Raw genomic sequence first — 24,368 nt, forward strand, 5'->3', positions numbered from 1 at the left:
TTGATCATCTCCAGCGCCACCAAGAAGAACATCATCATCGCTACCACCAAAGATCACTTCATCTGCAGACGTTCCAGTTAATGAATCCTTATCATCAGAACCAATGATTCTTGGATCTCTCAAGCTATCAGGAAGAACACTAAAGAATGATTTCGTGTAAAGCTCAATATCATTCCCATCACCACCTTCATAAGTCAAGAAAAGATCAAGTTTTCCTCCCTTCTCACTTTTAAAGCGGCCTACAGAATCGCCTTCATTGAGGCCATCGTATTCACCAGCGAGATCTCCATCAACTTTGGCAATCACAAAGGAATCACCAGCAGAAAGCTTAAAGCCATCAATCAGTGAAACATCGAGGTCTCCTGCAAGTTCTAGATCACCGGTAATTTCAATCCAGTCGTGTTCTGTTGCGGTGCGATCGCCATCTCCGTGGTAAGTGCCGCCTAGTTCTATTTCTTTAGTACTGCCTTCCTTTTGATACAGGTTCCCGTCGATGAAATAACCACCGGAGGAACTGCCTGGGCTCAGAGCCCCGCCTTTGTCATTAATTATATTTCCTTCATGAGTCCCAGTGCCACTCAGAACACCTCCTTTTAAGTTTGTAAATGTTCCTTTAGTGGTGTCAATATTGCCGTCGTTAACAAAGGCGCTGTAATTGCAAACTTTCCCTGCATTGATGAATTGGCAGCCAGAGAGCACTTCAACTGTGTAAATATGGTTTTCAACAATTCCACCTTTGTTATTATAAAATGTTGAGTGATGGAGTGGCGATATAGTATCGTCAGCGGTACCGACCTCAAGTACAGAAAACGAAGCATTCTCATGATTTATGTCTGGATTACCCAAGTTGATTGTCCCATAATTCTCGATAGTCGCGCCGTAACATAACCAATTTGCGCTAGAATTAAAATTTACAGTTCCATTATTGATAAATTTGTCGTCATTATTCAAATAATTATCTTTTTCTCCAACAGTAATAGACGTCTCACCGTGTTCGAAATCACCAATTGTCCCATCGTTTTGAAATTGACTTCCCATAGAAAGTTTTATCTCCCCTCCCAAGATAGTGCCATCTTTTTCATTTTTAGGCATTATACTTGGGTCATAATCACTACATTGAATAGATAAACTTTTAATAATACCGTGATTTAACAAACCTCCCACGCCAGAATATTCCTTAACAAAGTCTCCTCCATCAATCAATCCCGAATTCGCGTTAATCAAAGCTGCCATAAGCTCAAATCCAACCCCGTCAATCTCTGTGCCAGAAATAGTGCCATTGTTGTATAATGTTCCCACCAAATTAATAGATGTATTCTCAATATGACCGTTATTTGTCAAGTCTTCTAGCGTAGAGTTATACGCCCAAATGCCTACATCTATTTCGGAGTCAATTATTGATCCATTATTAGTATAGGAATTCATAGTCGCATCAATTTTTACGCTTTGCAGCGTGTTACCTTTTGGATTTGGGTTTGGGTAGTTCTGGTTAGCCATTTACAAAAGATAGACTATTTACATGCTAGCCAAGAGTCACCTTCCTAGCCATAGGCTGACCATTGAAAATTCATTATGATATAGATAGTACGTATACAGTCAATTTTCTGCAAGATTCATGTCTGCTTATTATTCATTTTAATTTATCAATGAGTTGGGTCGGCTGGCTGAATGGTGATCGCAGCTGGATGTATGGGGTGAATGCTGGCTATGACAGCCGGCCAATGAATACAGGCAATGCTGATGCTTTTATCAGGGACGCCAAATCTGTTAGTGATCGCCGTGATGTCTTCTTTCAGCAGGTTGCTCCATCTCTAGAAGCAGTCTCTGATAGCTGGAACTTCAATGACTATGGGCTCTTCCCGATTGGCGATACAGAACATGTTCTTAATGACCATTACCACTGAATATCACCATCTGTGATTCCATTTGCCCCGCGGAACTTCACAGCAACTTGATGCCAATCCTCAGGAATTTTATTGAGGCGAATATCCCAAGCCCATGGCAATTGCTGTTGGCCTGGTGAAACCCTCTTCTTCTTGCTTCTAGTTCTTGCTCTGCTCACCAGTCGTTTGAGCATGCGACTACCCCAGTGGCACTTAGGAGCAGCTTTACTCTGATGGCGGTAGTGCTTACAGAAACGCTCATAGCGCCTGGAGCATCGATCAAGCGTTGTCGATAGCTTTAAAAAGGCTGCCTGCCATTCATTGATGCCATCTGCTGTGAACCTGCTGTAGTGGCCAAATTTGCTATAGGGATCAAAGAATCCTTTCCTTACACCTGCTGCTTTGAGATTGGCATGGATATATCTGAGCGTGTTCAACATTCGCCGGTGATCTTTGGGGTGGATCGGCGTTGAGAAGTATCTGCCCTCCCAGAAGTGCCCCAACGAGCACCAGGCACTACCAAAAAGGGCGCTAACGAAGGCAACAGCAGGCAATCAGAACGAACCCAGCGACGGCGAATGCATTAGCAAACATTCAACTCCGCAAGGGCCATGAGGCAAGAAATGATGCGCCCAGCTTGTCAGCAGATCAAGCGCTCAGCTAGAGCCATCAAGGCATCGTTTGAACCTTGATGGCATAACAACGGTTTCTATAGCTCAGATAAAGTCAATACAATCAGCAGCCAGGAACTCATCTTTATCGACATCCAGCAATGTGGTGTGAATAGCAATTCCTTTAATTAATAGATTATCACCAACTTGCTGGAATGATAAGTAAACACCTTCTCCCACGACAAGCTGATCATTCTCATCGATTGAGAAAGACTCATAGATATCCTCTCCGCTACTGAGGATGTAATCATCAGCGCCACGATCACCTTTAAGGGTGTCATCTCCTAAGCCACCATCGAGCGTGTCATTACCATTGCCTCCAGTGACTTGATCATCTCCACCGCCTCCTAGCAAAATATCATCATCGCTACCACCAAAGATCACTTCATCTGCAGACGTTCCAGTTAATGAATCCTTATCATCAGAACCAATGATTCTTGGATCTCTCAAGCTATCAGGGAGAACACCAAAGAAAGACTTGGTATAAAGCTCAATATCATTCCCATCACCACCTTCATAAGTCAAGAAAAGATCAAGTTTTCCTCCCTTCTCACTTTTAAAACGGCCTACTGAGTCTCCTTCTTTGAGGCCATCATAATGACCAGTGAGATCTCCATCAACTTTGGCAATCACAAAGGAATCACCAGCAGAAAGCTTAAAGCCATCAATCAGTGAAACATCAAGGTTTCCTGCGAGTTCTAGGTTGCCAGTAATTTCAATCCAATCGTGTTCTGTAGCGGTGCGATCGCCATCGCCGTGATAAGTGCCGCCTAGTTCTATTTCTTTAGTACTGCCTTGCTTTTGATACAAGTTACCATTAATCAAATGACCACCTGCTGAATTGCCCGGGCTTAATGTACCAGGAGTTATTACATCACCTATTATCAAACCAGTGCCACTAAGGGTCCCATTGTTAGTGAATGTTCCACCAATGGTAAGTATATTTCCATTGTTGACGATATTAGCACCTTTATTGTTAGTCAAAACTCCACCTTTTGAATAATCATCTACTCCGCTTGAGTTGTCAAAAGTTGCATTTGATTCGATTGTTAGAGTTGACTGATTACAGTTGAAAAATTCACCCCCGTCTCCTGGAGTTGCCCCATTTTGGTTATTATATTCCCCCTTTGATTCAATAGTAACTTTTGCTGCATACTGAGTTCCAGTACTATCCTTCTGGCCGTTGTAAAAGGTTTCTATTGAACTGATTTTACCCGAGCCAATAATACTGCCATAATTGTAAAAAAGTTGCTGGCCATTGATAGATCCCGAGTATAATATTTTTGACGAATTATAGCATATACCTGCCAAGTCAATCGTAGCGTCCTTTGATTCCGTGGTCCATTTTTTACTGGTCAATGCACCACCAATTGTCATTTCCTTTGCGTCCCAAAAGTCCAGCTTGCCATAATTATTGGTTATCCCTAAAGTTATATCTGCATCGATTCCCCCCGTAAAAGTTCCCCAGTTGTTAATCTGGCTGCTCTCATCGCAAAAAAGCTTTCCATTAGTGAAAAAAGTTGCATCAAAATTATGAGTATCTTCGCCTGCATTAGATATATAACCACCTCGCAGGACATTGATCGTACCTCTTATTTTTCCTTGGTCTGCGAAAGTTGCTCCTGGTTTGTTTAAAAATTTCCCTCCATCGGCTACATTAAAAGTAGCTGAGCTTGAAGTCGTGGCGTTTTCCAAATCACCAGTATTTGTCAATACACCCGAACGGCTGATTGTATAGTTTAAATTATTTTCTCCTCCATTGATTGTAAGGCTATCAAGTAAGAGTTGGCTCGCTGGTGGGATCTGAGTCATTCTAAATCAAGTTGATTTTGATTTATTGATATCACTTATCCTCAGCTTTTATAAAAAGCATGCCTGCGCTTGATGATTTACTTAACAATCTTGAAGCTTATCCAGTAAAAAATTCCCCAGCTTCCAAGAAGCTTGCTACAAATTTCCCGATCGGTTTTATACACCCCTAGACAAAACAAACTGCCGAATCCTTACGCCCTACTCGGCATCTAACAAAGCATCGATTGTGACGGCAGATCGAACTAAGGCCTGGTAGCGCTGCAGAACACGGCGATTGCGATCCAACCAGCGTGCTGGATCATGAGCTTGAGCTGAACTTGCAGCAACATCAAGGCGAGGGGCTTCGCCATCAAGCAATTCCAGCTCATCCTGCTGCTGAATCAAAGCAACCACCAACTCATGCAAGCGCCGACGGCGGTCAAGCACAAACGCATCCTGTTCCTGTTCCGTTTTCTGCACCTTGCCCGCTATCTCGTCCGCCATCTTGCCCACCAACACACTGTTCACCATTCAAGGCAACGACAAGTCAGCCATACAACCTCTCAGCCGAGAATGACAACATGCCCGCCTCAATCAGCTCCGCAGCGATCCACGTCATCGGCACCGATGCCGCAGGCTTAGATCACCTTGCTTCGCCATTGCAAGAGCTAGTGCTCTCAGCCGAAGCGGTGGCTGCACCCCGTCGCCTGTTACCGCAACTGCCGAGCTGGTGGCAGCAGCAGCAAACGGATCAGCCTTTGCCAGAACTGATCGCCAGCGATCAACCAGAGGCTCTGATCGCCTGGTTGCACCAGCTACAGGGCACCGCCGTCGTGCTTGCTAGCGGCGACCCGCTCTGGTTCGGCATCGGCAGGCGACTACTCGAGGCCTGTCCTGCTGATCAACTGCATTTCCACCCAGCACCTTCTTCGCTGCAACTTGCCTTTGCCCGGCTTGGACGCCCTTGGCAGGATGCCGCCTGGATCAGCCTGCATGGCCGTAACCCGGCCCCCTTGGCTCAAAAGCTGCAACAACGCCCCGCAGCTCTAGCTGTACTCACCGATCCCAGCCGCGGCGGAGCCGAAGAGGTGCGTACGATTTTGCGCGCTTCTGGCCTGGAAGCTGCCTATGCAGTTTGGCTTTGCGAACAGCTCGGACACGCCAATGAACGGGTGCAACGGCTGACGCCACAGGATGCCTTGCCATCGGATCTTCATCCCCTACACATGGTTGTGCTGCTTGCCGAACAAGCTGCTCCACCAGGAGATCCAGCCAAGCTTCCCTTGTTCGGTCTTGACGATGGCTTGTTCCTGCAGCACAGCGATCGCCCTGGCCTGATGAGCAAACGGGAGCTTCGTGTTCAGCTCCTCGCAGAGTTAGAGCTGCCAGAACAGGGCGTGCTCTGGGATTTAGGCGCCGGAGTCGGCAGCGTTGGCTTAGAGGCCCTACGCCTGCGCCCACAACTGCAATTGCTTGCTGTTGAAAAACGTGGTGGCGGCGCAGCGCTGATCAAGGCCAATGCTGCCAGGCTTGCTGTTCAGCCTGCTGCTGTGCTCGAAGTCGAGGCCCTCAGCCTGCTCAATGGAACTGATCTACCAGCAAAACTCAGCAACCCCGATCGGGTGCTCCTAGGCGGTGGCGGCCGCCAGCGAGCTGCTCTACTCAAGGCCGTTGTGCAAAAACTTCAACCACATGGAGTCGTCGTGATTCCACTGGCAACCGTTGAGGCCATGGCAGAACTCAAGCCCTTACTTCAAGATTGCGGTTGCACCGTGAACGTGAGTCAACATCAAGCCTGGAGGGGCCTGCCGCTGGCAGACGGCACCCGCATGGCGCCGATGAACCCGGTGATGATCCTTAAAGGCACGATGCCTTAAGGCTGCCAATCAACAGGCTTCGGCAAAGGTTGAATCTGCACAACATCACCAACCTTGATGGATAGCCGTGCTGCCTCCCCGGCCGCCAACTCCACTACTCCATCCGCCGGTAGCTTCGGGCCATAACTCGGGCAGGGCAAATGCGGGCAAACAGGCACAGCCGCCTCAATCGCAATCACGCGACCCTGATTAACAAACACCATGTCAAGCGCAGCCAAGGTGTTATGCATCCAAAAACGCAATCGCCTTGCAGGCTGAAACGGAAACCACATGCCCTGGCCTGATGGCAAGGCAGGGCGCTGCATCAATCCCAAGCGCTGTTCCTCAGCTTGATCGGCAACCTCCAAAAGCAAACAGGAGCCGCTTTCAAGGCACCACTGAGCCTCAAGAGGCAGATGCTGAGGCGGGGGCTCTGCCCGCACTCCAATAGATGAAAGAGCGCTGAGACCTACCGCCAGCCCACCCCAGAGCAGAGGGAACCGCAATCTCTTTCCCCACCCCCACTGCAAGCAGAGGGCCCTGCAGCTCATACTCGATCAGGTTTAGCAACATGCGGCAAACCCCAGCCCAACTTGTTGCGCAACACCTGGAAGAACTCGTGATCTGCCAAGCGCACAAATCTCACAGGATGATCACTACGACGAATCAGTACTCGGTCTTCCGGCCACACATAACAACCCGCACTGCCATCAACAACCATCATCAAGCGATCAGCCGTCGCTGGAAACACAGTCACTGGCTCCTGGTCGCTAAAAACCAGCGCTCTTGACGCCAGCGAATGAGGGGCAATCGGTGCAAGCTGAAGCACCGGGCACTCAGGTGTAATCACCGGGCCTCCTGCACTGAGTGCATAAGCCGTTGATCCCGTAGGCGTCGAGAGGATCACGCCATCAGCAGAGATATCCACCGGCGCATGACGACCAATGGCGACTTCGAAATGACACATGCTCGTGAGCGGTTCACGATGCAAGGCCATTTCATTGAGGGAGAGTGCCTCCCAGCGGCGCTGATCACCACGCATCACACTCACCACCAGAGTGCAACGCTCCTCAATCGTCCACTGCTTGTTAAGCACCTGCTCAATCACCCGATCGAGATCAGCCAAATAGGCCTCCGCCAGGAAGCCAAGGTGTCCGGTGTTGATGGTGAGAATTGGCACCTGCACAGGAGCTGTCTGACGTGCCGCCGAAAGCACGGTGCCATCACCGCCCAGGACAATCGCCAGTGCCATCGAGGCATCGAATCCCTCAGGTACGCACGCGTTGTAACCAAGCAGGCGCAAATGCTGATCTGGATTGGCAAAGCCAACCATTCCGCCAGAACTACTTGCTCTGACCACTTCGATACCAGCCTGTTCAAGCCGCGACTGAAGGGTCAATGCGGTCTCTACCGCCAACTCTTTGCCGTCATTAACGATCAGTCCGACACAGGACACCGATCGAATGAACCAAACAACGACCTCACTTTATGGGGATTCAGCTGTTTTTGGATGCAGCAACGCGTTGATGCTTCATCCAGTGCACGATCGGCTATCGACTCAAAACTGCTCAAGGAAGCGCAGATCACTCGTATAAAGCCTGCGAATGTCGTCGATGCCATGACGCACCATGCAGAAGCGTTCCACACCAAGGCCTGCCGCAAACCCACTCCAGCGCTCTGGATCAAGCCCCAGTCCTTCTAAGACTGCAGGATCAACCATGCCGCAACCCATCACCTCCAGCCAACGCCCACGCCACTGCACATCCACCTCAGCCGATGGTTCGGTAAAGGGGAAATAACTAGCCCGAAATCTCACCGGCATATCGCCAAAGAAGGCCTTCAGGAAGGCCATCACCGTGCCGCGCAGATGGCTGAAGTCAAGGCCTTCATCAATGGCCAACACCTCAACCTGATGAAAGACAGGCGAATGGGTCGCATCCACTGCATCACGCCGATACACCCGACCTGGCGCCACAATCCTTACCGGCGGAGGATTCTGCTCGAGATGGCGAATCTGCACTGGCGAGGTGTGGGTACGCAGGAGCAGATTGCCGCCCAGATAGAACGTGTCCTGCATGTCCCGAGCGGGATGGTCCTCGGGAATATTCAAGGCAGAAAAGTTGTAGTGATCGGTCTCCACCTCCGGGCCTTCAGCCACCCGATAGCCCAAACCACAAAACAGATCCACGATCTGCTCAGTTGTTGTAATCAAGGGATGACGATGGCCCACAGGAATGCCACTGGAAGGCGCAGTGACATCAATCGTTTCCCGCACCAGCCGATCAGCCAAGACTGCCGCTTTCACCACCTGCAACCGTTCCCCTAGCAGGTTTTGCACCTGTGTTTTAAGCACATTGGCGCGCTGACCAACAAGCGGTCGCTCTTCACTAGGGAGCTTTCCCATCGCCCCGAGAACACCAGACAAGCGACCTTTCTTGCCCAACAGGCTCACCCGCAATTGCTCCAAGGCATCCGCATCTGCGGCAGCAGCGATAGCAGACACCGCCTCAGCCTCGAGGGCATCAAGCTGGTCGGTGAGCTGCTGCAAAGAGATAGTGGCGCTCACTGAAAAAAGATCGCAGCCACTGACTTTAGGCAGTCATCATGCTTTAGGCAGTCATCATGATTAAGTTCCCCGCAGTGGATACAAGGAGATGACTCCGTTGCGAATTCTGATTAGCAATGATGACGGAGTTTTAGCTGAAGGCGTCCGCTGCCTCGCCGCTGCCGCCGCCAGCCGCGGCCATAGGGTCACAGTGGTCTGTCCCGACCATGAGCGCTCTGCTACCGGCCATGGCCTCACCATCCATACACCCATCCGAGCAGAACGTGTCGATGAGCTCTATGGGCCAGGTGTGACGGCTTGGTCATGCAGTGGCACGCCGGCAGATTGCGTCAAGCTGGCCCTATCGGAACTCTTGGCAGAGAAGCCCGATCTGGTGCTATCCGGGATCAACCATGGCCCCAACTTAGGAACTGATGTGTTCTGTTCAGGCACGGTGGCCGCAGCAATGGAAGGAACCCTTGAGGGATTGCCGGCGCTTGCGGTTAGCGTCGCCTGCTTCCAATGGAGGGATTTCCAGGCTGCTGCTGAGTTGGCGATGGATGTTGCAGAGAATGCATTGGCAGACCACTGGCCCAACAACCTGCTGCTTAATCTCAACATTCCCCCCTGCCATCCAGAGCAGATGGGATCACTGCGCTGGACTCGCCTTTCAATACGCCACTACGAGGAACAGTTCAGTCGACGTGTCGATCCGCACAGCCGCACCTACTTCTGGTTAGCAGGAGAAGTGGTTAAAGATCTTGAGACCGCCGGCGATGGTCCACGCGACTGGCCCAGCGACGTGGCCCAAATCGAAACAAATTCCCCCTCCTTGACACCCATCCAACCCGATCTGTTTTGGCGTGGTGATCTTTCTGCTCTACCAGCAGCATGCGTAGCCAATCAACCAGTGCGATAAATCCTCTGCAACAACCAAAGCGAAAAGATCAGACCAACCAAATGGGCAAATAACACCTGGGTGTTGCTCAGAACCGAAAGCATCTCCAAGGAGGTGATCGGGTAATTATCTAATGCGGAACGCCCTGCACCAATCGAGATTCCCGGCGCTTGCATCGACGCCTGTACAAACAAACTTCCAGCCAACGACTGATAGCCAATGGAGGAGAACACCAACCCCAGTAGATCAACAATCACGCCCCGCTTGAGCAGACGACTGGTCTCACCACGGCTGGGGCGAACAGCACTGTTGAGAGCCCTGCCGAGGCGAACGATCAGCCAACCCTGCCAAAGGCTGTAGAGCAAAAACAAGAACGCCAAGCTTGTCAGCGACAAGCCAGGACCAAGCCCTAGTGCTCGCTCCGAGTTGCGGGCCAAGCTGCTGCCGATGTTGTTGAACAACAGCACGCCAACAACAACAACCCCAAGCACTGTCTGTATCCAAAAACGAATCCATCCCATACGACGCAACCCGAGCGAAACCATTTGAAGATCGAGAGGGTCAGCCATCCAAGTTCTTGCGGCGGTCGTTCAAACTTGCCATCTACGCGCGCCATGTGCACGGCCACCTTGATTCCTCTCTACCCCCCTCAGCAGGCACGCACCCCGACAGCGCTTGCCCTCGGTAGTTTCGATGGCCTTCATGCTGGCCATCGCCGCGTCATTGAGGCTGTTGTAAACAATGCTCCTGGCGTGCCGACGGTAGTGAGTTTCTGGCCCCATCCCCGCGAAGTGCTCTATGGCGAACCGCGACTCAGACTGGATCTGCCTGCCGAAAAAGTCTGCCTGCTCGCTCCGCTTGGTGTCGAACAACTTGTACTTGTGCCCTTTGATCGTGCTCTGGCATCCCTCAGTGCCGAAACCTTTGTAAAGCAAATGCTGATCCACACCCTCAAAGCACAGCGCATTGCCGTTGGGGCCAACTTCCGCTTCGGACGGAATCGTGAAGGCGACACAACCACCTTGCAGCAGCTCGCCACAGCCGCCGGAGTGGAAGTGATGGTGTTGCCAATCCTTGAAGACACAGAGGGGCGGATGAGCAGCAGCCGCATCCGCTCCGCTCTCAGCGAAGGCGATCTAGAGGCAGCAACGACCCTGATGGGCCGACCCTATTGCTTCCGCGGCCGTGTCATACGCGGCCGCGGTCTAGGGCAAAAATTGGGCTGGCCCACAGCCAACTTGCAAGTTGATGGTCGCAAATTCCTGCCAGGTCTTGGGGTCTATGCCGCCTGGGTATCAGTGGAAGATCAAGGCGAACCCCTTGCTGCCGTGATGAACTTGGGTCCCCAACCCACAGTGGATCCAACATCGCCCTCCGCCGTAGAGGTCCATTTGCTGGATCAGCAAATGGACCTGGAAGGATGCGAGTTGTTGGTTGAACCACTACAGAGACTTCGAGGCCAGCAACGCTTCGCAAACCTTGAAGAACTCAGTACCCAGATTGGCCGCGATGCCGACCTAGCGCGCACCAAATTGAAGGCCCGATAAGCCATCGTCAAAAGGCAAGATCACGCAGGGGTGGGATAAGCATTCGTCAAACCCCAAACAATGAACACCCCGATCCCACCTAAAAGAACAACCCCCCAGATCAGAACGTTCATGGTGCTATCTGAACCACTGTTGTCCATGATCGGAATGGGGATGCAATTGTGCCAAGACTGCCATGAAATCGATGCCTGTCGCCCCGATCGCAGATCTACGTGTGGCTCAGCTGATCGATGCCAACCTCGATCGAGCTCGAGAAGGACTGCGCGTCGTCGAAGACTGGTGCCGCTTCGGCCTAGATCGTGAAGACCTTGTGGTGACTCTCAAAGACTGGCGTCAGAGACTGGGTCGCCATCATCACGACAGCTACAAACAGGCACGCTCCACTGCTACAGATCAAGGGATCGGCCTCAGTCATCCAGCTCAGCAAGAGCGGCACGAACCATGGCATGTTGTGGCAGCCAACTGCGCACGCGTTCAAGAAGCTCTACGCGTGCTGGAAGAGTTCGCCCGGCAGCCAGATCCTCAGCTGGCTGCCAGCGCTGCTGAAATCCGCTATGGCCTCTACGACCTAGAGGTGACCGTGTTGCAGGCCAACACAGGCAAAAAGAGACGCCAACAACTTCAGACCTGCAATCTTTGCCTGATTACGACATCACAATCCGATCTAGCCAACAACGATCTACTCAGGACAGTGAGCGCAGCACTAGTAGCTGGCATTGACATGGTGCAATACCGCAATAAAGAAGCTAGCGACTTGCAACGACTGACTCAAGCAAAAGAGCTGGCCAGCCTATGCAGAAAGCATGGGGCACTATTCATCGTTAATGACCGAATCGACCTAGCCCTTGCGGTGGATGCCGATGGTGTTCATCTCGGCCAGGACGACCTCCCCACAGACGTAGCAAGGGGACTCATCGGCAGCGAACGGCTACTGGGTCGAAGCACCCAATTCCTTGCCCAGCTTCAAAAAGCTGAAGCTGAAGGCTGCGACTATCTAGGAGTGGGGCCTGTCAACAGCACAGCCACCAAACCGGAACGACAACCAATTGGGCTTGCCTATATCAAAGAGGCATCCAAAGCCACCCAGCTACCTTGGTTTGCCATTGGTGGCATCAACATCTCAAACCTAGAAGCAGTACGTCAAGCCGGAGCAAAACGAATCGCTGTGGTCGGAGCGATCATGAATTCCCAAGATCCTGCCGCTACCAGCCTTCAACTACTAGAGGCTCTGAGATGAAACTGATGGTGAATGGTGAAATCAGGGACATCGAGCCAGAACCGATGCCAACCTCGCTGGCGGCAGTGATCGAACAGCTGGGCTACCACCCTCGCCTTATCGTCGTGGAGTTCAACGGCACGATCCTGACACCAAACCACTGGCAGGAGCAGCTGGTGCAGGACATGGACCAACTGGAAATCGTCACTATCGTCGGCGGAGGTTCCTAGAGTTAAGACCAACCGCCGCAACGTTTTGGCCCGTTTGCCAAACCTTCCCTCCAGACGCACGCTCAGCCGCTGGCTGACTGCTCTATTGCTGCCGCTCCTGGTAGCAGGCTTGATTCTTGTTCAACCCGAGCCAAGCCATGCCGCTCGTGGTGGACGCATCGGAGGGGGAAGCTTCCGTGCTCCCTCAATGCCACGCAGCAGCGGTGGTATGCGCGGCGGCTATGGAGGAGGTTATGGAGGGTACGGCGGGGGCTACCGCGGAGGTGGCATCGGTTTTCCCTTCCTTATTCCCATATTTGGTTTCGGTGGTGGCGGCCTTTTTGGCTTCCTGATTCTGATGTCAATTGTGGGCGTGTTGGTCAATGCCGTACGTGGTGGTGGCAGGGGAAATGCCGCCCTCAATGGTTCAGGCGAACTCGCTCAACGGCCCACTGCGGCTGGACCGGTCACCATGCTGCAATTGCAAGTAGGACTTCTGGCTAGCGCCAAGGCTCTGCAGGAAGACCTGCGCGAACTTGCGGCCTCAGCACAAACAGGCAGTTCAAGCGGGCTGCAACGGGTTCTGCAGGAAACCACCCTTGCCCTTCTGCGTCAGCCAGAGCTCTGGGTTTACGCCAATGTAGAAAGCGGCAGCGTGCCGTTTGCTTCGGCAGAAGCCACATTTAACCGTCTTTCGATGACCGAACGCAGCAAATTGCGCGCGGAGGTGACCTCAAATGTTTCCGGTGAACGACGAACTGATGAGCTTTCAGAAAAGAGCGCCGGCGAGGCCGATGCAGCAAATGAATACATCGTCGTCACGGTTTTGGTTGCATCCAGCAGCCGCATCAAGCTGAGCGAATCAATCAGCGGAGAGCAGCTACGAGAAAGCCTTCGCATCCTTGGCTCCACCTCTTCAACTGATTTGATGGCCCTAGAGGTGATCTGGCAACCCGAAGGTCGAGGCGATGTTCTTAGTGCAGAAGAGGTTGTGACGTCCTACCCCAACTTGCAGCACCTCTGATTACTTACCCCGATCAAGAAGGCCTAAAAGCAGGTCTTCACAAAATCTTCCACAAAGAATGATCGTCATGAACCAAACACATGGCCTAAGTATTGATACTTTGATTCGAACACATTCCTGCACCCACCTTGTCTGCCGCGTCCCGACCTGACCCCCGTGCAATGGAATGGCAAACCAATGGTGAATTGGCTCGTGGTGATCTATTTGAACTAGTTCGCCGTTTGCGTGATGTTGAATTGCCTAGTCACAGCAACGAACTATGGCGACTTGGTGCCAAATACGAAGAATCAGATTGAATCCCGGCGCTCCCCTTGCGCGAATCAAATAGGTAGCCCATGGTTCGCTCAATCAAGAGAAGTGCATGGGTTCACGTTCGTTGCATTGGGTGAATACACCCGTTTTGGTGGAAGCCCTGATGCGCTACGAACAGAACCGCTTGCCACGATCAATGAGGCTCTGGGTTGAACAGCTACTTGAGCTCAGCCCCCAGGACTCTCACCAGTTGCTGTCTCACGATCCTGATTAGTAATTGATAGCTCTTTCGGTTGTCGCGACTGGCTTGAGCATGCGCAGTGCCGCCATAGCAGCTCCATAGCCATTATCAATATTCACCACCACCAGACCAGGAGCACAACTGGCGAGCATTCCCTCAAGGGCTGTACGGCCCCCAGCACTGACCCCATAACCCACTGACACGGGAACACCAATCACAGGCTGTGGCACAAGCCCTGTCAACACTGTCGGCAGTGAGCCCTCCATTCCTGCACAGGCAATCAGCACCTTGGCTCGTTGCAGCCTTACCAACTGATCGAGAAGCCTTTGCAAGCCAGCAACACCCACATCCAGCAAGAGTTCGCTCTGGATGCCATGCCAACGCAATGCCAATGCGGCTTCCGCCGCTACTGGCAGATCGCTGGTACCACCACTAAGCACCACGACCTCACCAAGTGCCGGCAACAAGATCGCCGGATCCCCGAGCGTGAGGCAACGGGCCTGAGCATGAAACTGCACATTGCCAAGTAGCTCGGCCACTGCCACCGCCTTGGCTTGATCAACCCGAGTCACCAAGGCCAGTTCACCCGCAGCCTGAAAACGACTCAGACATGCTGCGATCTGTTCACTGGTCTTGTACTCACCGAAGATCGCCTCCACCATGCCAAGCCGCTGCCGCCGCTGAAGATCCAGCCGTACCTGCGACTCAGTCACTGAGGCACCAATTCGCCTTCAAATTGCAGCAAGAAAGGATGACCACTGGCCTGGCCTGTGCCCTCACGGGCCAGCTGTTCAAAGCGTGCCTGCACAGCATCCACCTCAGCCTGTGGAATCGATTTCCACTGTTCTCTACTGGCCCAACGAATCAACAAGATGCCCTCCTCCTGTTCAGCGTCCCAAAAAATATCCCGCCCCAAATAGCCACTCTGCTTCGCGAGCCAGGGTTCCCAACTGCCCTGCTCAGCTTTAAGCCAGGCCTCCCGTGCATAGGCCGGCACCTTGATGCGCAGATGCTCTACGACAGCAACGTCATAACCGCCATCAGGGTCATCATGACTAGTGGCAATCGCGACATCAGGATGACCAGACAGCATCACCAGAAAGCTAAGAAGAAAGGAAATCAACCTAGACAAGGTTCTGCAATTCATGTCAGGCCTATCTGCTGCAACAGTGCTACCGCCTGACTACTCATGCCTTCCTCTCGACCTTCCGGTCCAAGGCCTTCATTGGTGGTGGCCTTCACACCCACGGCATCCAATTCCACCCCCAACCGTTGCGCCAGGTTGCTGCGCATCGCATTGATGTGAGGCTTGAGCTTGGGTCGCTCAGCAACCACCACGGCATCGACATTCAAAACCTGCCAGCCGCGATCCCTTACCAGAGCTACAACCTGCTCAAGCAGCATCAAGCTATCGGCCCCTTTCCAGCGTGGATCATCCGGCGGAAAATATTTGCCGATATCGCCTAAAGCAAGAGCCCCAAGCAAGGCATCCATCAGCGCATGAACAAGCACATCAGCATCGCTGTGACCATCGAGCCCCAACCCATCGGGATGATCAAGTGTCACTCCACCAAGAATCAAGGGGCGACCGGGCACTAAGCGATGAATGTCATAGCCGTTGCCGATACGAAACTGCATGGAGGCAGAACCATGGGACTCCATTGTCAGTGTTGACGATTGCTGCTGATCAGACCAGCGAACATAGAGATCCGGACGACGGTGCTGCGTACGCAGCTGCCGCTGTTGCTGTCGCCACAGAGCAATCGCACCATGATCACCACTGCGCAACACATCTGGAACAACCATGCCGCGAAAATTCGCTGGCCTTGTGTAGTGAGGATGCTCGAGGAGGACATCGCTATGACTCTCATCCTGCAGCGACTCTGCCGTTCCAACAGTTCCAGGTAACAACCTCACCACCCCATTGATCACCGTCATCGCTGGTAGCTCACCACCGGTGAGTACAAAATCCCCTACAGACACCTCCTCATCGGCCAAAATTCTGATCCGCTCATCAAAACCTTCGTAATGACCGCAGATCAGCACAAGCTGATCGTGATCCACTACCCAACGATGCAAATCCTTCTGGCATAGAGGTTTTCCCTGAGGGGTCAGAAGCAGCACCCGCCGTCGCGCCTGAACAGGAATCGCCTCAACAGCAGCAAAGACTGGTTCTGGCTTAAGCACCATGCCAGCACCGCCGCCATAGGGCTGATCATCAACCTTGTGGTAGCGATCCGTGGTGTAATCGCGAGGATTATGGGTGTGCAAGGCAGCGATGCCAGAGGCAAAAGCACGACCAATCACCCCGAGTTCACCAAGAGGAGTAAACGCCTGTGGCACCAAAGTCACTACATCGAGGCGAAAAGGAGCCATCACCTTCAGGCCGCCAAATGGGAGAACCAAAGGATCTGCGCACAGACGCTGTGCAAGCTCATCCGCTGATCAGCGCACCCCTGAAGAAATAACCTCAGCCGAAAAGACTTTAAAAAGGGGTTTGGAAGATCAATCATTCGTCAATCCTCTCAGTCGCCCATTTGAAACGGGCAATAATCACTTGCCCTCATAACCAAGCTCCGCCAATCGCGCTGGCTTAGAGCGCCAATCAGGAACCACCTTCACAAACAGTTCTAGGTAGACAGGGCCATCGATCAAGGTCTGCATCTGCAAGCGCGCTCCCTGACCAATGGTCTTCAACATCGAGCCTCCCTTGCCGATCAGGATCCCCTTCTGGCTCTTGCGTTCCACCAGCACGGTGGCCAACACAGCCGTCCTCCCCTGTTTGCCTGGCCGTCCATTGGCAACAGGCATCTCTTCAACCCGGTCAATGCTTACCGCCACGCTATGGGGCACCTCCTCACGGGTATGCATCAGCACCTGCTCGCGAATCAGTTCAGCCAGCAGCACCCGCTCCGGCTGATCACACACCATCTCGGCTGGATAGAGCTGGGGGCCTAGTGGCAGCTGCCCCACTAAAGCTTCTACAAGCCCATTGCATCCCTCACCACTAATCGCACTGCAACGTATGAGCGGCCAAGCAGAGTCTGCCAACAGCTGCCGATAAGCCTCCTCCGCCGGCTCTTGTTGCTGCTCTGCAACAAGATCCCACTTATTAAGAGCAACTAACACCGGCAGATCCTGCTGGCGTAGCAGTTCCACGATGAAGGCATCGCCACGACCGGGAGGTTCACAGCCCTCAAGCAGAAGCAACACCAGGTCAACCTCACCAATGGCTGCACGGGCGCTTTGCACCAGCCGTTCACCAAGCAAATGGTGAGGTTTGTGAATCCCAGGGGTATCCACTAGCACCATCTGAGCCTCGGGGGTGGTAACGATGGCCCGCAGCCGATTGCGCGTGGTCTGCGCCACAGGAGAAGTAATCGCCACCTTCTCTCCCACCAACTGATTCACCAAGGTGGATTTGCCCACATTGGGCCTGCCAATTAAAGCGACAAAGCCGGAACGATATCCCTCAGGGAGAGACTCCATGGCGTCAGGTGACATGACCTGGCTCAATGTGGCCCCATAGCCTGACTGAAAGCATGCATAACGTCCATGAGCACCCCAGCGCCAAGCTTTGAACAAGCGATTGAAATCACCGCTCAGTGGCTGAGGCTATGGGAAGAGGGCGAACTCAGTGATGAAGTCCTCGCCGACCGGGTCGAGGAATTGGTGGCCAGTCGTGATGGCGCCCGTGGATTCTTTGTGGTGAGCCTGGCAGGGGATTCCCCACTGATGGACCGCCTCCCCGAAGCCCTGGTGATGCAATTAAGGGCTGCAGGAGACGGTGTCGTTGACCTGACCGTCCGCAACCTAGCGATGAGCACGGCGATGGCCATCCACCATCAACGCGCAGGCGATATGGCACAGCAGGCTGGATCGAAAAGAGTGACATCCCGCTGCACTGAACTGCTGCGTCTGCTCGAACCTAAGTCCGTCAAAACAAGACTAGAACAACTGCTTGAGGCTGTTCAGCACAACCATGGGGAAGATGTCGCCTTCCTCAATCGCTGGGGTTATGACGACGAGCAGAAGCAAGCCATTACAGCCTCAATCGAGGCCATCGCAGAAACATGAATGGCTTTAGCAATAGCTGATTGACTGGCCTATTGATTTGTCTATTGATCTAGTACTCAGGTTGAGCTCAGCTTGATAGCAAACAGTGGAAATAAAACAGTGGAAGTTAAACAGTGGAAATTAAAATTAGAAATTAAAAGTGGAAATAAAATAAACAGCTCAAGTTCCCATCGCCAACCGCTTGCGCCAATTCAAGAAAGGAGTCGAAAAAATAATTGTGAGCAATAAATAAGTCAGGATCGAGAGTTTGAGTTCAAGCATCTGCGGGGCATTGATCTGGGCAAACAAGAGTGCCAAGCCTGGATTTCGCATGGAGGTCACCAGTGAAACAGTGGTTCGCTCTTGGGGATCCGGCCCCGCTAGCAGATAACCGATCAGCAACGATGCGATCACCATGACGGCCATAAATCCCAACGCCAGCAGGTTCTTGCTGGCAAAAGGAATGATTAAGGGAAAGGCCTTAACAAGAATCACCACCAGGACCAGCAGCAGCAGCACATTGGCAAGCTTGTTGAAGAACGGCTCAGCACGTTCGGCCCAAGCTGGTAACCAGCTGCGTAGAAACAGACCTAAAAACAACGGCAAGATCTGAACCTGGCCCACATTCATCGCCACATGCATAGGTCTGATGTCCCAACCTTGCCCTTTAAAAACAGTCGTGAACAACTCATTCATCAGGGGGATTGAAATAATCGCTGCAATCGCCGCAGCCATCTGCAAGTAGCCAGCCATCTGAGCATTGCCGCCTGCTTTTCCCGCTTTGCGCAGTGTGAGCGGAGCACTTGGGCAAACCGCCATCAGAGCAATCGACAATCTCGCAGGCTGAGACAACTCCAAGCTGAGCGGAAGCCAGAGAATGATCATCGCTACCAACGGCACCAGCACACAGGTGCCCAGCAAGACGCGCAGCAACAATGCGGAGCGGTTTCGGATCAGATCAAAGTGGTTGTCGCGCAGGTTGAGCCCTAGCGCGAACATGATCAGGAATAGTGCTCCAGGAATCAGTATGTTCATCAATACAGTTGTGTCTTGAAGGTCAAAAGAGAAGCCAAAAGAACGAACAAATTCAGCCGGTCTGAGCGCCTTGAATGAGCAACACCAAGGCAACTGCTCCGATCATGATCAGGGCAGTCGCCGTAGCCGTCGTGATCGAAAATTGATCGGTATAGAAATAGTCATCCCGTTTGATCTGGCGCAAATTAAGGCGATGCTGACGTGTTGAAGCCGCCATCGCCAAAATGCCGATCAACACAAAGCCGATCGCGACTAGCCGCACACTCAGATCAACGTGAGCACTCTCACCCAGGCGACTTCTTTTGATCGCACCAAGGATCTTGTCAAGACCAAATCCGAAGCTGATCAATGACAAGCAAGTTCGTATCCAGGCCATCAGTGTGCGATCTGCAGCACCCCTGTTGCGTTGCTTGGCGAGTTCGTTGCTGAGACTCATCGTGGTCGTTCGTGGAGGGTGGGGGGCCTTTTCTGTTCTGCATCGATTACTCGAACCAGGGACACGTTGAGAAACGTGCGAAAAATGGCGACAGCCGTGGGGTTGATCAAGTTCTCATCATTGCCGTCTTTGGTGCTGGAAGCAATCTCAGCACCAGCTAAGCGGAGGCAGTAGCGACTGACGAGTGTGAGCAACAAGCAAAACCAAGACACCTCGCAGCGAAAGGTTGGCCAACGGAGTACACAAAATCAGCTTCAGGGATTGCAACAGAGAGCCAGGCAACTTCAAGACGTTCACCATCAATCCTGCGATTGCACACGAATGATGCAACGAAACCCCTGATGGCAGGTAGACGTATCGATCCCCTGGGCCATCCGTGCAGCTGGTCGATAGCGACGGCAATAGCTTGGTGCACAAAGGAAGGAACCTCCCTTGACCACCTTGCGTGGACTATCACCGTGTTGAGAGCTGGTATCAATGCTGGCCTGCTCTTGTGCTCCGCGCGGATTCTGAATCGTGCAACAGCCTCCCGCAGCCTTATGGACTTGGAGCCTGGCCTGATGATCGTGATACCAATCGTCGGTCCACTCCCAAACGTTGCCGATCATGTCGAGTAGACCGTAGCCATTTGCCGGGAAGATGCCGACAGGGGAGGTTCGCTCCCAACCATCTAAGCAGCTGTTGTAATGGGGGAAATCACCATGAAATGTATTGGCCATAAGCCTGCCGCCAGGATGAAGTTCATCCCCCCAGGCAAACTCGGCGGCTTCTAATTCAGCTCGAGCAGCACGCTCCCACTCCGCTTCGCTTGGCAACTGCTTACCTGCCCAGGCGGCATAAGCCTGGGCATCTTCATGGGTGACATGCACCACAGGGTGTTGCTCACGCCCCTTGATCGAGCTCCCCGGCCCTTCAGGATGGCGCCAATTCGCCCCTGGCAGATACTTCCACCAGCGATAGGGATCTGCTGTTCCGACAGGCCCGGATGGCGGTACAAAAACGATCGAAGCGGCAGCCAGCAACTCAGGCAGGGCGTCAGGGTAGGCCGCTGGATCAGCGGGTTTTTCGGCAACGGTCTGATGGCCCGTGGCCTTGACGAACTTCCGAAACTGCCCGTTGGTGACAGGCCCACGGTCAATCCAGAAACCTTCGACGCCGACTCGATGTGCAGGCGCTTCCTCCGGGTAATGATCATTGGAACCCATCTGGAACAAACCACCGGGAATCCAAACCATCTCTCGCGCCGGTGGTCGACCAGGTGGGCGTTTGACGGAAGCAGGAGAGAAGGAAGAATCAGCGGCAGTCATAGGGGGCGGGGTGGAAAGAGCTGAAACTCCCTACGCAAATGTGCTTGATCACAATCGGTTGATGATGGCTGCTTTTGCTCAGCCTGGCCAAGCCGATTCAGAGCTCAAGCCATAAAACCAGGCGGCATGTCCATCAAGACAAGCCGCCCATCCTTTGGGAAAGCCTCAGGACTGCCCTGATGTACTCGCCATCTTCTCCAGAACTCGAGACAAGTTGAAGCTGGCCGCCTTATGGCGGGGTGGAAACTCCTTGAATGAATCGAGGAAATGGGCGACATAAGCCTGTGCTGGCGACAACAGGAAAATGTGATCGATATACCACTCCCAATAGGAGTTGGAGGTGATATCAGCGCGCTCGTAGGGATCGGTCTTGAGATTGAAGACCTTCGGAATGCGCAGGGTGGTGAACGGTTCCGCCCAAACCTGCAAAGTCCCTACCGCTCGCTGCTCCATGAACACAAACTTCCAGTTGTCGTAACGCAGGGCCGTGAGATCGCCATCGTCACTGAAGTAAAAGAATTCCGAGCGGGGGCTCTTGTCGGTCTTGCCCGTCCAGTAATCGAGCATGTTGTAGCCATCGAGATGCACCTTGAAGTTTTTGCTGCCGACCTGATGCCCAGCCTTGAGTTTGGACTTGATATCCGACTCCCCTGCAATGGCAAGAATTGAGGGCAACCAATCCAGGTGACTGACAATCTCGGTGAAGAGGGTGCCTGGAGCAATCTTGCCTGGCCAACGCACCAATGCTGGTACGCGATAGGCACCTTCCCAGTTTGAGTTCTTCTCATTACGGAAAGGAGTCATGGCACCATCGGGCCAACTGTTCATGTGAGGACCGTTATCGGTGCTGTACATAACGAGGGTGTCATCAGTCACACCCAGCTCATCCAGTAGGTCGAGCATCTCGCCAATGCAATCGTCGTGATAGAGCATGGCGTCGTGATATTCCGACTGCCAGCGACCAGCACGGCCCTTGTCTTCTGGACGGACATGGGTACGGAAATGCATATGGGTGGCGTTGAACCACACGAAGAAAGGCTCGCCTGAGGCCACCACATCACGAATGAATCGCTTGGCTTCCCTCAGGAACTCTGAGTCGCAGGTTTCCATACGCTTTTTGGTCAGCGGTCCGGTGTCCTCAATGCGCTGCGTGCCATCAGGATTGGCCCAGCAGTGCATCACCCCACGGGGCCCGAATTTCTTACGGAAATCAGGAAAATCTTCTGGTTTGGGATAGTCGTCATGCTCCGGTTCCTCCTCAGCATTGAGGTGATAGAGGTTGCCGAAGAACTCATCAAAACCGTGAGCCGTCGGCAGATGTTCATCGCGGTCACCGAAATGGTTCTTACCAAACTGACCAGTGCGATAACCAAGCGGCTTTAACAACTCGGCAATGGTGGGGTCTTCAGCTGCATAGCCAATCTCTGCACCTGGCATCCCCACCTTGCTGAGGCCGGTGCGGAACACACTCTGGCCAGAGATGAAGGCGGCCCTACCTGCGGTGCAGCTCTGCTCAGCGTAGGAATGGATGAAGCGGCCACCCTCTTTGGCAACACGATCAATATTTGGGGTCTGATAGCCCATCAAACCATCGCTATAGCAGCTGAGATTGCTCTGGCCGATATCGTCTCCCCAGAGAATCAGAACATTTGGTTTTCCGTTAGGCATGAAGAATGAAATCGCAAGATGTAGAGGCGATCATGACCACCCATCAAAGGGTATGCAATCCACAGCAACTTGCACACAATCCCAAATCACAGTCGTAAATAAATTCAAATACGCGATATCACATCAACGATATAAGGTTTAACAGGTCATGGTCCTTAGTGGTCTGTCGAAAAAAGTGACATCCCGCTGTACTGAACTGCTGCTGCGGCTCGAACCTGAGTCCGTCAAAACAAAACTGGAACAACTGCTTGAGGCTGTTCAGCACAACCGCGGGGAAGATATCAATTTTCTCGATCGCTGGGGCTACGACGTGGATCAGCGAAAGGCCATCGGCGACAGCATCGTTGCCATCGCTGAGAGCTAATTCATCAATCAGAAGGAAAAGCTCATCTGCAGGCCGAGCACCAATGGATCATCCACATCGCCCTTGCCCATCGGATTGAAGATGTATTGAACCCCCGGCTGAATCGAGACATTGCTGCCGAGCATGAACTGATAACCCAATTCCAGGGCTGATTCCCAAATCGGACCATCAGCGATGTCTCGGCTCCAGTTGGCATTGGCCAGTCCGATCACAACGGCATCGTGAGGGCGATTGCGGAACAGACCTTTGCCGACCCAGCCCCCGGCATAAGTGTTGGGAACATCCTGGACGCTCTGAGTCAATCCATAAGTTGCATTGGCCCACAACCGGCCATCGAGCACCAGCCCCCCGAAGTCCCAGGGCACTGAGACCAGACCATAGACACCTTCGTTGCTCTGAGAGATCTTGCCACTGCCATTCACCAGTGGGAACTGCCAGTTGCCGATCCATCCACCTAACTGCAACCCCGGTTGCGGAAGACCGGACACGTAGTAAACCTCCAGCTCATCCTCTGGGACGATTACCACGGATCCATCCTCGAGACGTCTTGCCGCCTGGGGCTTCCCGGAAGCGAATGGCACATTCAACTGCACGAACTGGGCCAGACCATCGCTATCGCGAATCTGAAAATCAGCGCCATGGAATGCCGGTTCCGCCCCATCTGGGTTGATCTGGTAAGTCCCTGAACGGACATGAGGTCCGTCCACCTCGCCGAGATAAAACACGAACCCGTATTGGTTCGCCGGATAGGCCATCACCGGTAGGGAATTGGGAATCCCCCAGTTCTGCCCGCAGAAACCGTTGTTGGTGTAAAAGCAATAAAGAGGCGATGAAGCGAAGTCATCGAAGGTGGCGAATTTGCCGAACTTCATCTTCAGCAGGCCATCCTCAGCTTGATTGCGCTCCAGCCAGAGTCCCGCCAACCGAAACGTCTGCCCATAGCCGTAGATCTGCTGAACGGCGAGCTCGTTGGGAATCTTCTGCGAGAGGCTGGTGCCTGATCTCTGGGACGCTGTGATATTCAACGTCCAGTGGTCGATCTCCTGCCATTCGCTCGCCTCCTTGCCGAAGCCGCTTGAGAAGGCCGAATTAATGGCAACATTGTGGGTATAGGTTCCCGTCTGCTGATTGCCTCCACTCGGGTTAGCGTCAATCTCGTTGGTGTAGTTGAACGACAGGCGGATCCACTCTGGAAGCCAGAGCCAGTCATGCAACCAGGGCTGCGCAATCACTTCGAGCCTTTCGACATCAAGGGATAGTTCAGTGCGGTCTTCGAGCGGTTCAGCACGGACAGCAACCAATGACGATGCCACCAGACTCAGGCAGGCCATAGCCCTTAGTAGTCCAACGCAAAAAGAACGCATCACGA

Annotated in this window: 29 protein-coding genes and 1 pseudogene; 12 read left to right on the top strand and 18 right to left on the bottom strand. The window is 52.9% G+C overall.

Annotated features, from left to right (window positions below):
• On the bottom strand, window positions 1-1,497 hold a 1,497-nt coding region (locus EV12_RS14580), incomplete at its 3' end, for a hypothetical protein (protein WP_036912753.1).
• Window positions 1,498-1,661: 164 nt separating this feature from the next.
• Between EV12_RS14580 and EV12_RS04910 the strand changes: the two are divergent.
• A pseudogene (locus EV12_RS04910) lies at window positions 1,662-1,898 on the top strand (carbamoyl-phosphate synthase); the annotation flags it as partial.
• Here EV12_RS04910 and EV12_RS04915 read toward each other — a convergent pair.
• From EV12_RS04915 to EV12_RS04925, 3 genes are all read right to left on the bottom strand, one after another.
• On the bottom strand, window positions 1,895-2,437 hold the full coding sequence (locus tag EV12_RS04915; protein WP_052039442.1) for a hypothetical protein: 543 nt from the start codon (window positions 2,435-2,437) through the stop codon (window positions 1,895-1,897). The pseudogene EV12_RS04910 and the gene EV12_RS04915 overlap by 4 nt on opposite strands.
• Before the next feature lie 162 nt (window positions 2,438-2,599).
• The gene (locus tag EV12_RS14035; protein WP_036912761.1) at window positions 2,600-4,366 is read right to left on the bottom strand and encodes a hypothetical protein; all 1,767 of its coding nucleotides are present in this window, start codon (window positions 4,364-4,366) and stop codon (window positions 2,600-2,602) included.
• Between the two features lie 198 nt (window positions 4,367-4,564).
• Window positions 4,565-4,861, bottom strand: coding sequence for a hypothetical protein (locus EV12_RS04925; RefSeq protein WP_193742149.1), 297 nt, complete (start codon window positions 4,859-4,861; stop codon window positions 4,565-4,567).
• A gap of 65 nt (window positions 4,862-4,926) precedes the next feature.
• On the opposite strand from EV12_RS04925, the gene EV12_RS04930 reads away from it, so the two are divergent.
• On the top strand, window positions 4,927-6,222 hold the full coding sequence (locus tag EV12_RS04930; RefSeq protein ID WP_036912763.1) for a bifunctional cobalt-precorrin-7 (C(5))-methyltransferase/cobalt-precorrin-6B (C(15))-methyltransferase: 1,296 nt from the start codon (window positions 4,927-4,929) through the stop codon (window positions 6,220-6,222).
• On the opposite strand, the gene EV12_RS04935 is transcribed toward EV12_RS04930, so the two are convergent.
• The 3 genes from EV12_RS04935 to pheS form a co-directional block, all read right to left on the bottom strand.
• Window positions 6,219-6,752 (bottom strand): DUF192 domain-containing protein, encoded by a 534-nt coding sequence (locus EV12_RS04935; RefSeq protein WP_241466476.1) that lies wholly within the window; start codon window positions 6,750-6,752, stop codon window positions 6,219-6,221. The two genes, EV12_RS04930 and EV12_RS04935, sit on opposite strands and share 4 nt — an antisense overlap.
• Window positions 6,749-7,657, bottom strand: a complete 909-nt coding sequence (locus tag EV12_RS04940; RefSeq protein ID WP_036912766.1) for an NAD(+) kinase — start codon at window positions 7,655-7,657, stop codon at window positions 6,749-6,751. Before EV12_RS04940 ends, EV12_RS04935 begins: the two co-directional genes overlap by 4 nt.
• 102 nt (window positions 7,658-7,759) lie before the next feature.
• Window positions 7,760-8,767, bottom strand: coding sequence for a phenylalanine--tRNA ligase subunit alpha (gene pheS / locus EV12_RS04945; protein WP_036912767.1), 1,008 nt, complete (start codon window positions 8,765-8,767; stop codon window positions 7,760-7,762).
• An 88-nt stretch (window positions 8,768-8,855) separates the two neighbouring features.
• Here pheS and surE point away from each other — a divergent pair, with 88 nt between their 5' ends.
• Complete coding sequence (gene surE / locus EV12_RS04950; RefSeq protein ID WP_036912770.1) at window positions 8,856-9,665, top strand: 5'/3'-nucleotidase SurE; 810 nt, start codon at window positions 8,856-8,858, stop codon at window positions 9,663-9,665.
• On the opposite strand, the gene EV12_RS04955 is transcribed toward surE, so the two are convergent.
• Window positions 9,650-10,213, bottom strand: a complete 564-nt coding sequence (locus tag EV12_RS04955) for a DUF3611 family protein (protein ID WP_011826561.1) — start codon at window positions 10,211-10,213, stop codon at window positions 9,650-9,652. The genes surE and EV12_RS04955 overlap by 16 nt on opposite strands.
• Window positions 10,214-10,258: 45 nt before the next feature.
• On the opposite strand from EV12_RS04955, the gene EV12_RS04960 reads away from it, so the two are divergent.
• The 6 genes from EV12_RS04960 to EV12_RS14045 all read left to right on the top strand — a co-directional run bounded on the left by EV12_RS04960 (window position 10,259) and on the right by EV12_RS14045 (window position 14,166).
• Window positions 10,259-11,191, top strand: a complete 933-nt coding sequence (locus EV12_RS04960) for a bifunctional riboflavin kinase/FAD synthetase (protein ID WP_081939850.1) — start codon at window positions 10,259-10,261, stop codon at window positions 11,189-11,191.
• A gap of 175 nt (window positions 11,192-11,366) precedes the next feature.
• Window positions 11,367-12,428 (top strand): thiamine phosphate synthase, encoded by a 1,062-nt coding sequence (locus EV12_RS04970; RefSeq protein ID WP_036912774.1) that lies wholly within the window; start codon window positions 11,367-11,369, stop codon window positions 12,426-12,428.
• A complete protein-coding gene (gene thiS, locus EV12_RS04975) occupies window positions 12,425-12,637 on the top strand; it encodes a sulfur carrier protein ThiS (protein WP_036912777.1) in 213 nt (70 codons plus the stop codon). The genes EV12_RS04970 and thiS overlap by 4 nt, the downstream gene beginning before the upstream one ends.
• 25 nt (window positions 12,638-12,662) lie before the next feature.
• On the top strand, window positions 12,663-13,640 hold the full coding sequence (locus EV12_RS04980) for a DUF1517 domain-containing protein (protein WP_036912780.1): 978 nt from the start codon (window positions 12,663-12,665) through the stop codon (window positions 13,638-13,640).
• Window positions 13,641-13,768: 128 nt separating this feature from the next.
• Complete coding sequence (locus EV12_RS14040) at window positions 13,769-13,936, top strand: hypothetical protein (RefSeq protein ID WP_193742150.1); 168 nt, start codon at window positions 13,769-13,771, stop codon at window positions 13,934-13,936.
• A 65-nt stretch (window positions 13,937-14,001) separates the two neighbouring features.
• Window positions 14,002-14,166, top strand: coding sequence for a hypothetical protein (locus EV12_RS14045; protein WP_193742145.1), 165 nt, complete (start codon window positions 14,002-14,004; stop codon window positions 14,164-14,166).
• On the opposite strand, the gene larB is transcribed toward EV12_RS14045, so the two are convergent.
• The 4 genes from larB to era form a co-directional block, all read right to left on the bottom strand.
• Window positions 14,163-14,846 (bottom strand): nickel pincer cofactor biosynthesis protein LarB, encoded by a 684-nt coding sequence (gene larB, locus EV12_RS04985; RefSeq protein WP_036912783.1) that lies wholly within the window; start codon window positions 14,844-14,846, stop codon window positions 14,163-14,165. The two genes, EV12_RS14045 and larB, sit on opposite strands and share 4 nt — an antisense overlap.
• Complete coding sequence (locus EV12_RS04990) at window positions 14,843-15,280, bottom strand: TIGR03792 family protein (protein ID WP_036912786.1); 438 nt, start codon at window positions 15,278-15,280, stop codon at window positions 14,843-14,845. The genes larB and EV12_RS04990 overlap by 4 nt, the downstream gene beginning before the upstream one ends.
• Complete coding sequence (trmD, locus tag EV12_RS13430) at window positions 15,277-16,509, bottom strand: tRNA (guanosine(37)-N1)-methyltransferase TrmD (RefSeq protein WP_081939851.1); 1,233 nt, start codon at window positions 16,507-16,509, stop codon at window positions 15,277-15,279. The genes EV12_RS04990 and trmD overlap by 4 nt, the downstream gene beginning before the upstream one ends.
• A 177-nt stretch (window positions 16,510-16,686) precedes the next feature.
• Window positions 16,687-17,718, bottom strand: a complete 1,032-nt coding sequence (gene era / locus EV12_RS05000; RefSeq protein ID WP_072014280.1) for a GTPase Era — start codon at window positions 17,716-17,718, stop codon at window positions 16,687-16,689.
• Between era and EV12_RS05005 the strand changes: the two genes are divergently transcribed.
• The gene (locus EV12_RS05005; RefSeq protein WP_036912791.1) at window positions 17,689-18,210 is read left to right on the top strand and encodes a hypothetical protein; all 522 of its coding nucleotides are present in this window, start codon (window positions 17,689-17,691) and stop codon (window positions 18,208-18,210) included. The two genes, era and EV12_RS05005, sit on opposite strands and share 30 nt — an antisense overlap.
• Window positions 18,211-18,369: 159 nt before the next feature.
• On the opposite strand, the gene EV12_RS05010 is transcribed toward EV12_RS05005, so the two are convergent.
• From EV12_RS05010 to EV12_RS05025, 4 genes are all read right to left on the bottom strand, one after another.
• A complete protein-coding gene (locus tag EV12_RS05010) occupies window positions 18,370-19,224 on the bottom strand; it encodes a bile acid:sodium symporter family protein (protein ID WP_036912794.1) in 855 nt (284 codons plus the stop codon).
• Window positions 19,225-19,276: 52 nt separating this feature from the next.
• The gene (locus EV12_RS05015; protein WP_036912797.1) at window positions 19,277-19,660 is read right to left on the bottom strand and encodes a YidH family protein; all 384 of its coding nucleotides are present in this window, start codon (window positions 19,658-19,660) and stop codon (window positions 19,277-19,279) included.
• Window positions 19,657-19,872, bottom strand: coding sequence for a hypothetical protein (locus EV12_RS05020; protein ID WP_036912800.1), 216 nt, complete (start codon window positions 19,870-19,872; stop codon window positions 19,657-19,659). The genes EV12_RS05015 and EV12_RS05020 overlap by 4 nt, the downstream gene beginning before the upstream one ends.
• An 87-nt stretch (window positions 19,873-19,959) precedes the next feature.
• Window positions 19,960-20,865 carry a formylglycine-generating enzyme family protein gene (locus EV12_RS05025; protein WP_241466475.1) on the bottom strand — a complete coding sequence of 302 codons (906 nt, stop codon included), beginning with the start codon at window positions 20,863-20,865 and terminating at the stop codon, window positions 19,960-19,962.
• Here EV12_RS05025 and EV12_RS14050 point away from each other — a divergent pair.
• On the top strand, window positions 20,855-21,082 hold the full coding sequence (locus EV12_RS14050; protein WP_152562303.1) for a hypothetical protein: 228 nt from the start codon (window positions 20,855-20,857) through the stop codon (window positions 21,080-21,082). The two genes, EV12_RS05025 and EV12_RS14050, sit on opposite strands and share 11 nt — an antisense overlap.
• Window positions 21,083-21,132: 50 nt before the next feature.
• Here EV12_RS14050 and EV12_RS05030 read toward each other — a convergent pair whose 3' ends face one another.
• Window positions 21,133-22,635, bottom strand: a complete 1,503-nt coding sequence (locus tag EV12_RS05030) for an arylsulfatase (RefSeq protein WP_036912803.1) — start codon at window positions 22,633-22,635, stop codon at window positions 21,133-21,135.
• Between the two features lie 175 nt (window positions 22,636-22,810).
• Here EV12_RS05030 and EV12_RS05035 point away from each other — a divergent pair, with 175 nt between their 5' ends.
• The gene (locus tag EV12_RS05035; RefSeq protein WP_241466474.1) at window positions 22,811-22,999 is read left to right on the top strand and encodes a hypothetical protein; all 189 of its coding nucleotides are present in this window, start codon (window positions 22,811-22,813) and stop codon (window positions 22,997-22,999) included.
• Between the two features lie 8 nt (window positions 23,000-23,007).
• On the opposite strand, the gene EV12_RS05040 is transcribed toward EV12_RS05035, so the two are convergent.
• The gene (locus EV12_RS05040; RefSeq protein ID WP_241466477.1) at window positions 23,008-24,363 is read right to left on the bottom strand and encodes a carbohydrate porin; all 1,356 of its coding nucleotides are present in this window, start codon (window positions 24,361-24,363) and stop codon (window positions 23,008-23,010) included.
• Window positions 24,364-24,368 lie beyond the last annotated feature (5 nt).

Origin of the sequence: Prochlorococcus sp. MIT 0701, from assembly GCF_000760295.1 — a bacterium.
GTDB lineage: Bacteria > Cyanobacteriota > Cyanobacteriia > PCC-6307 > Cyanobiaceae > Prochlorococcus.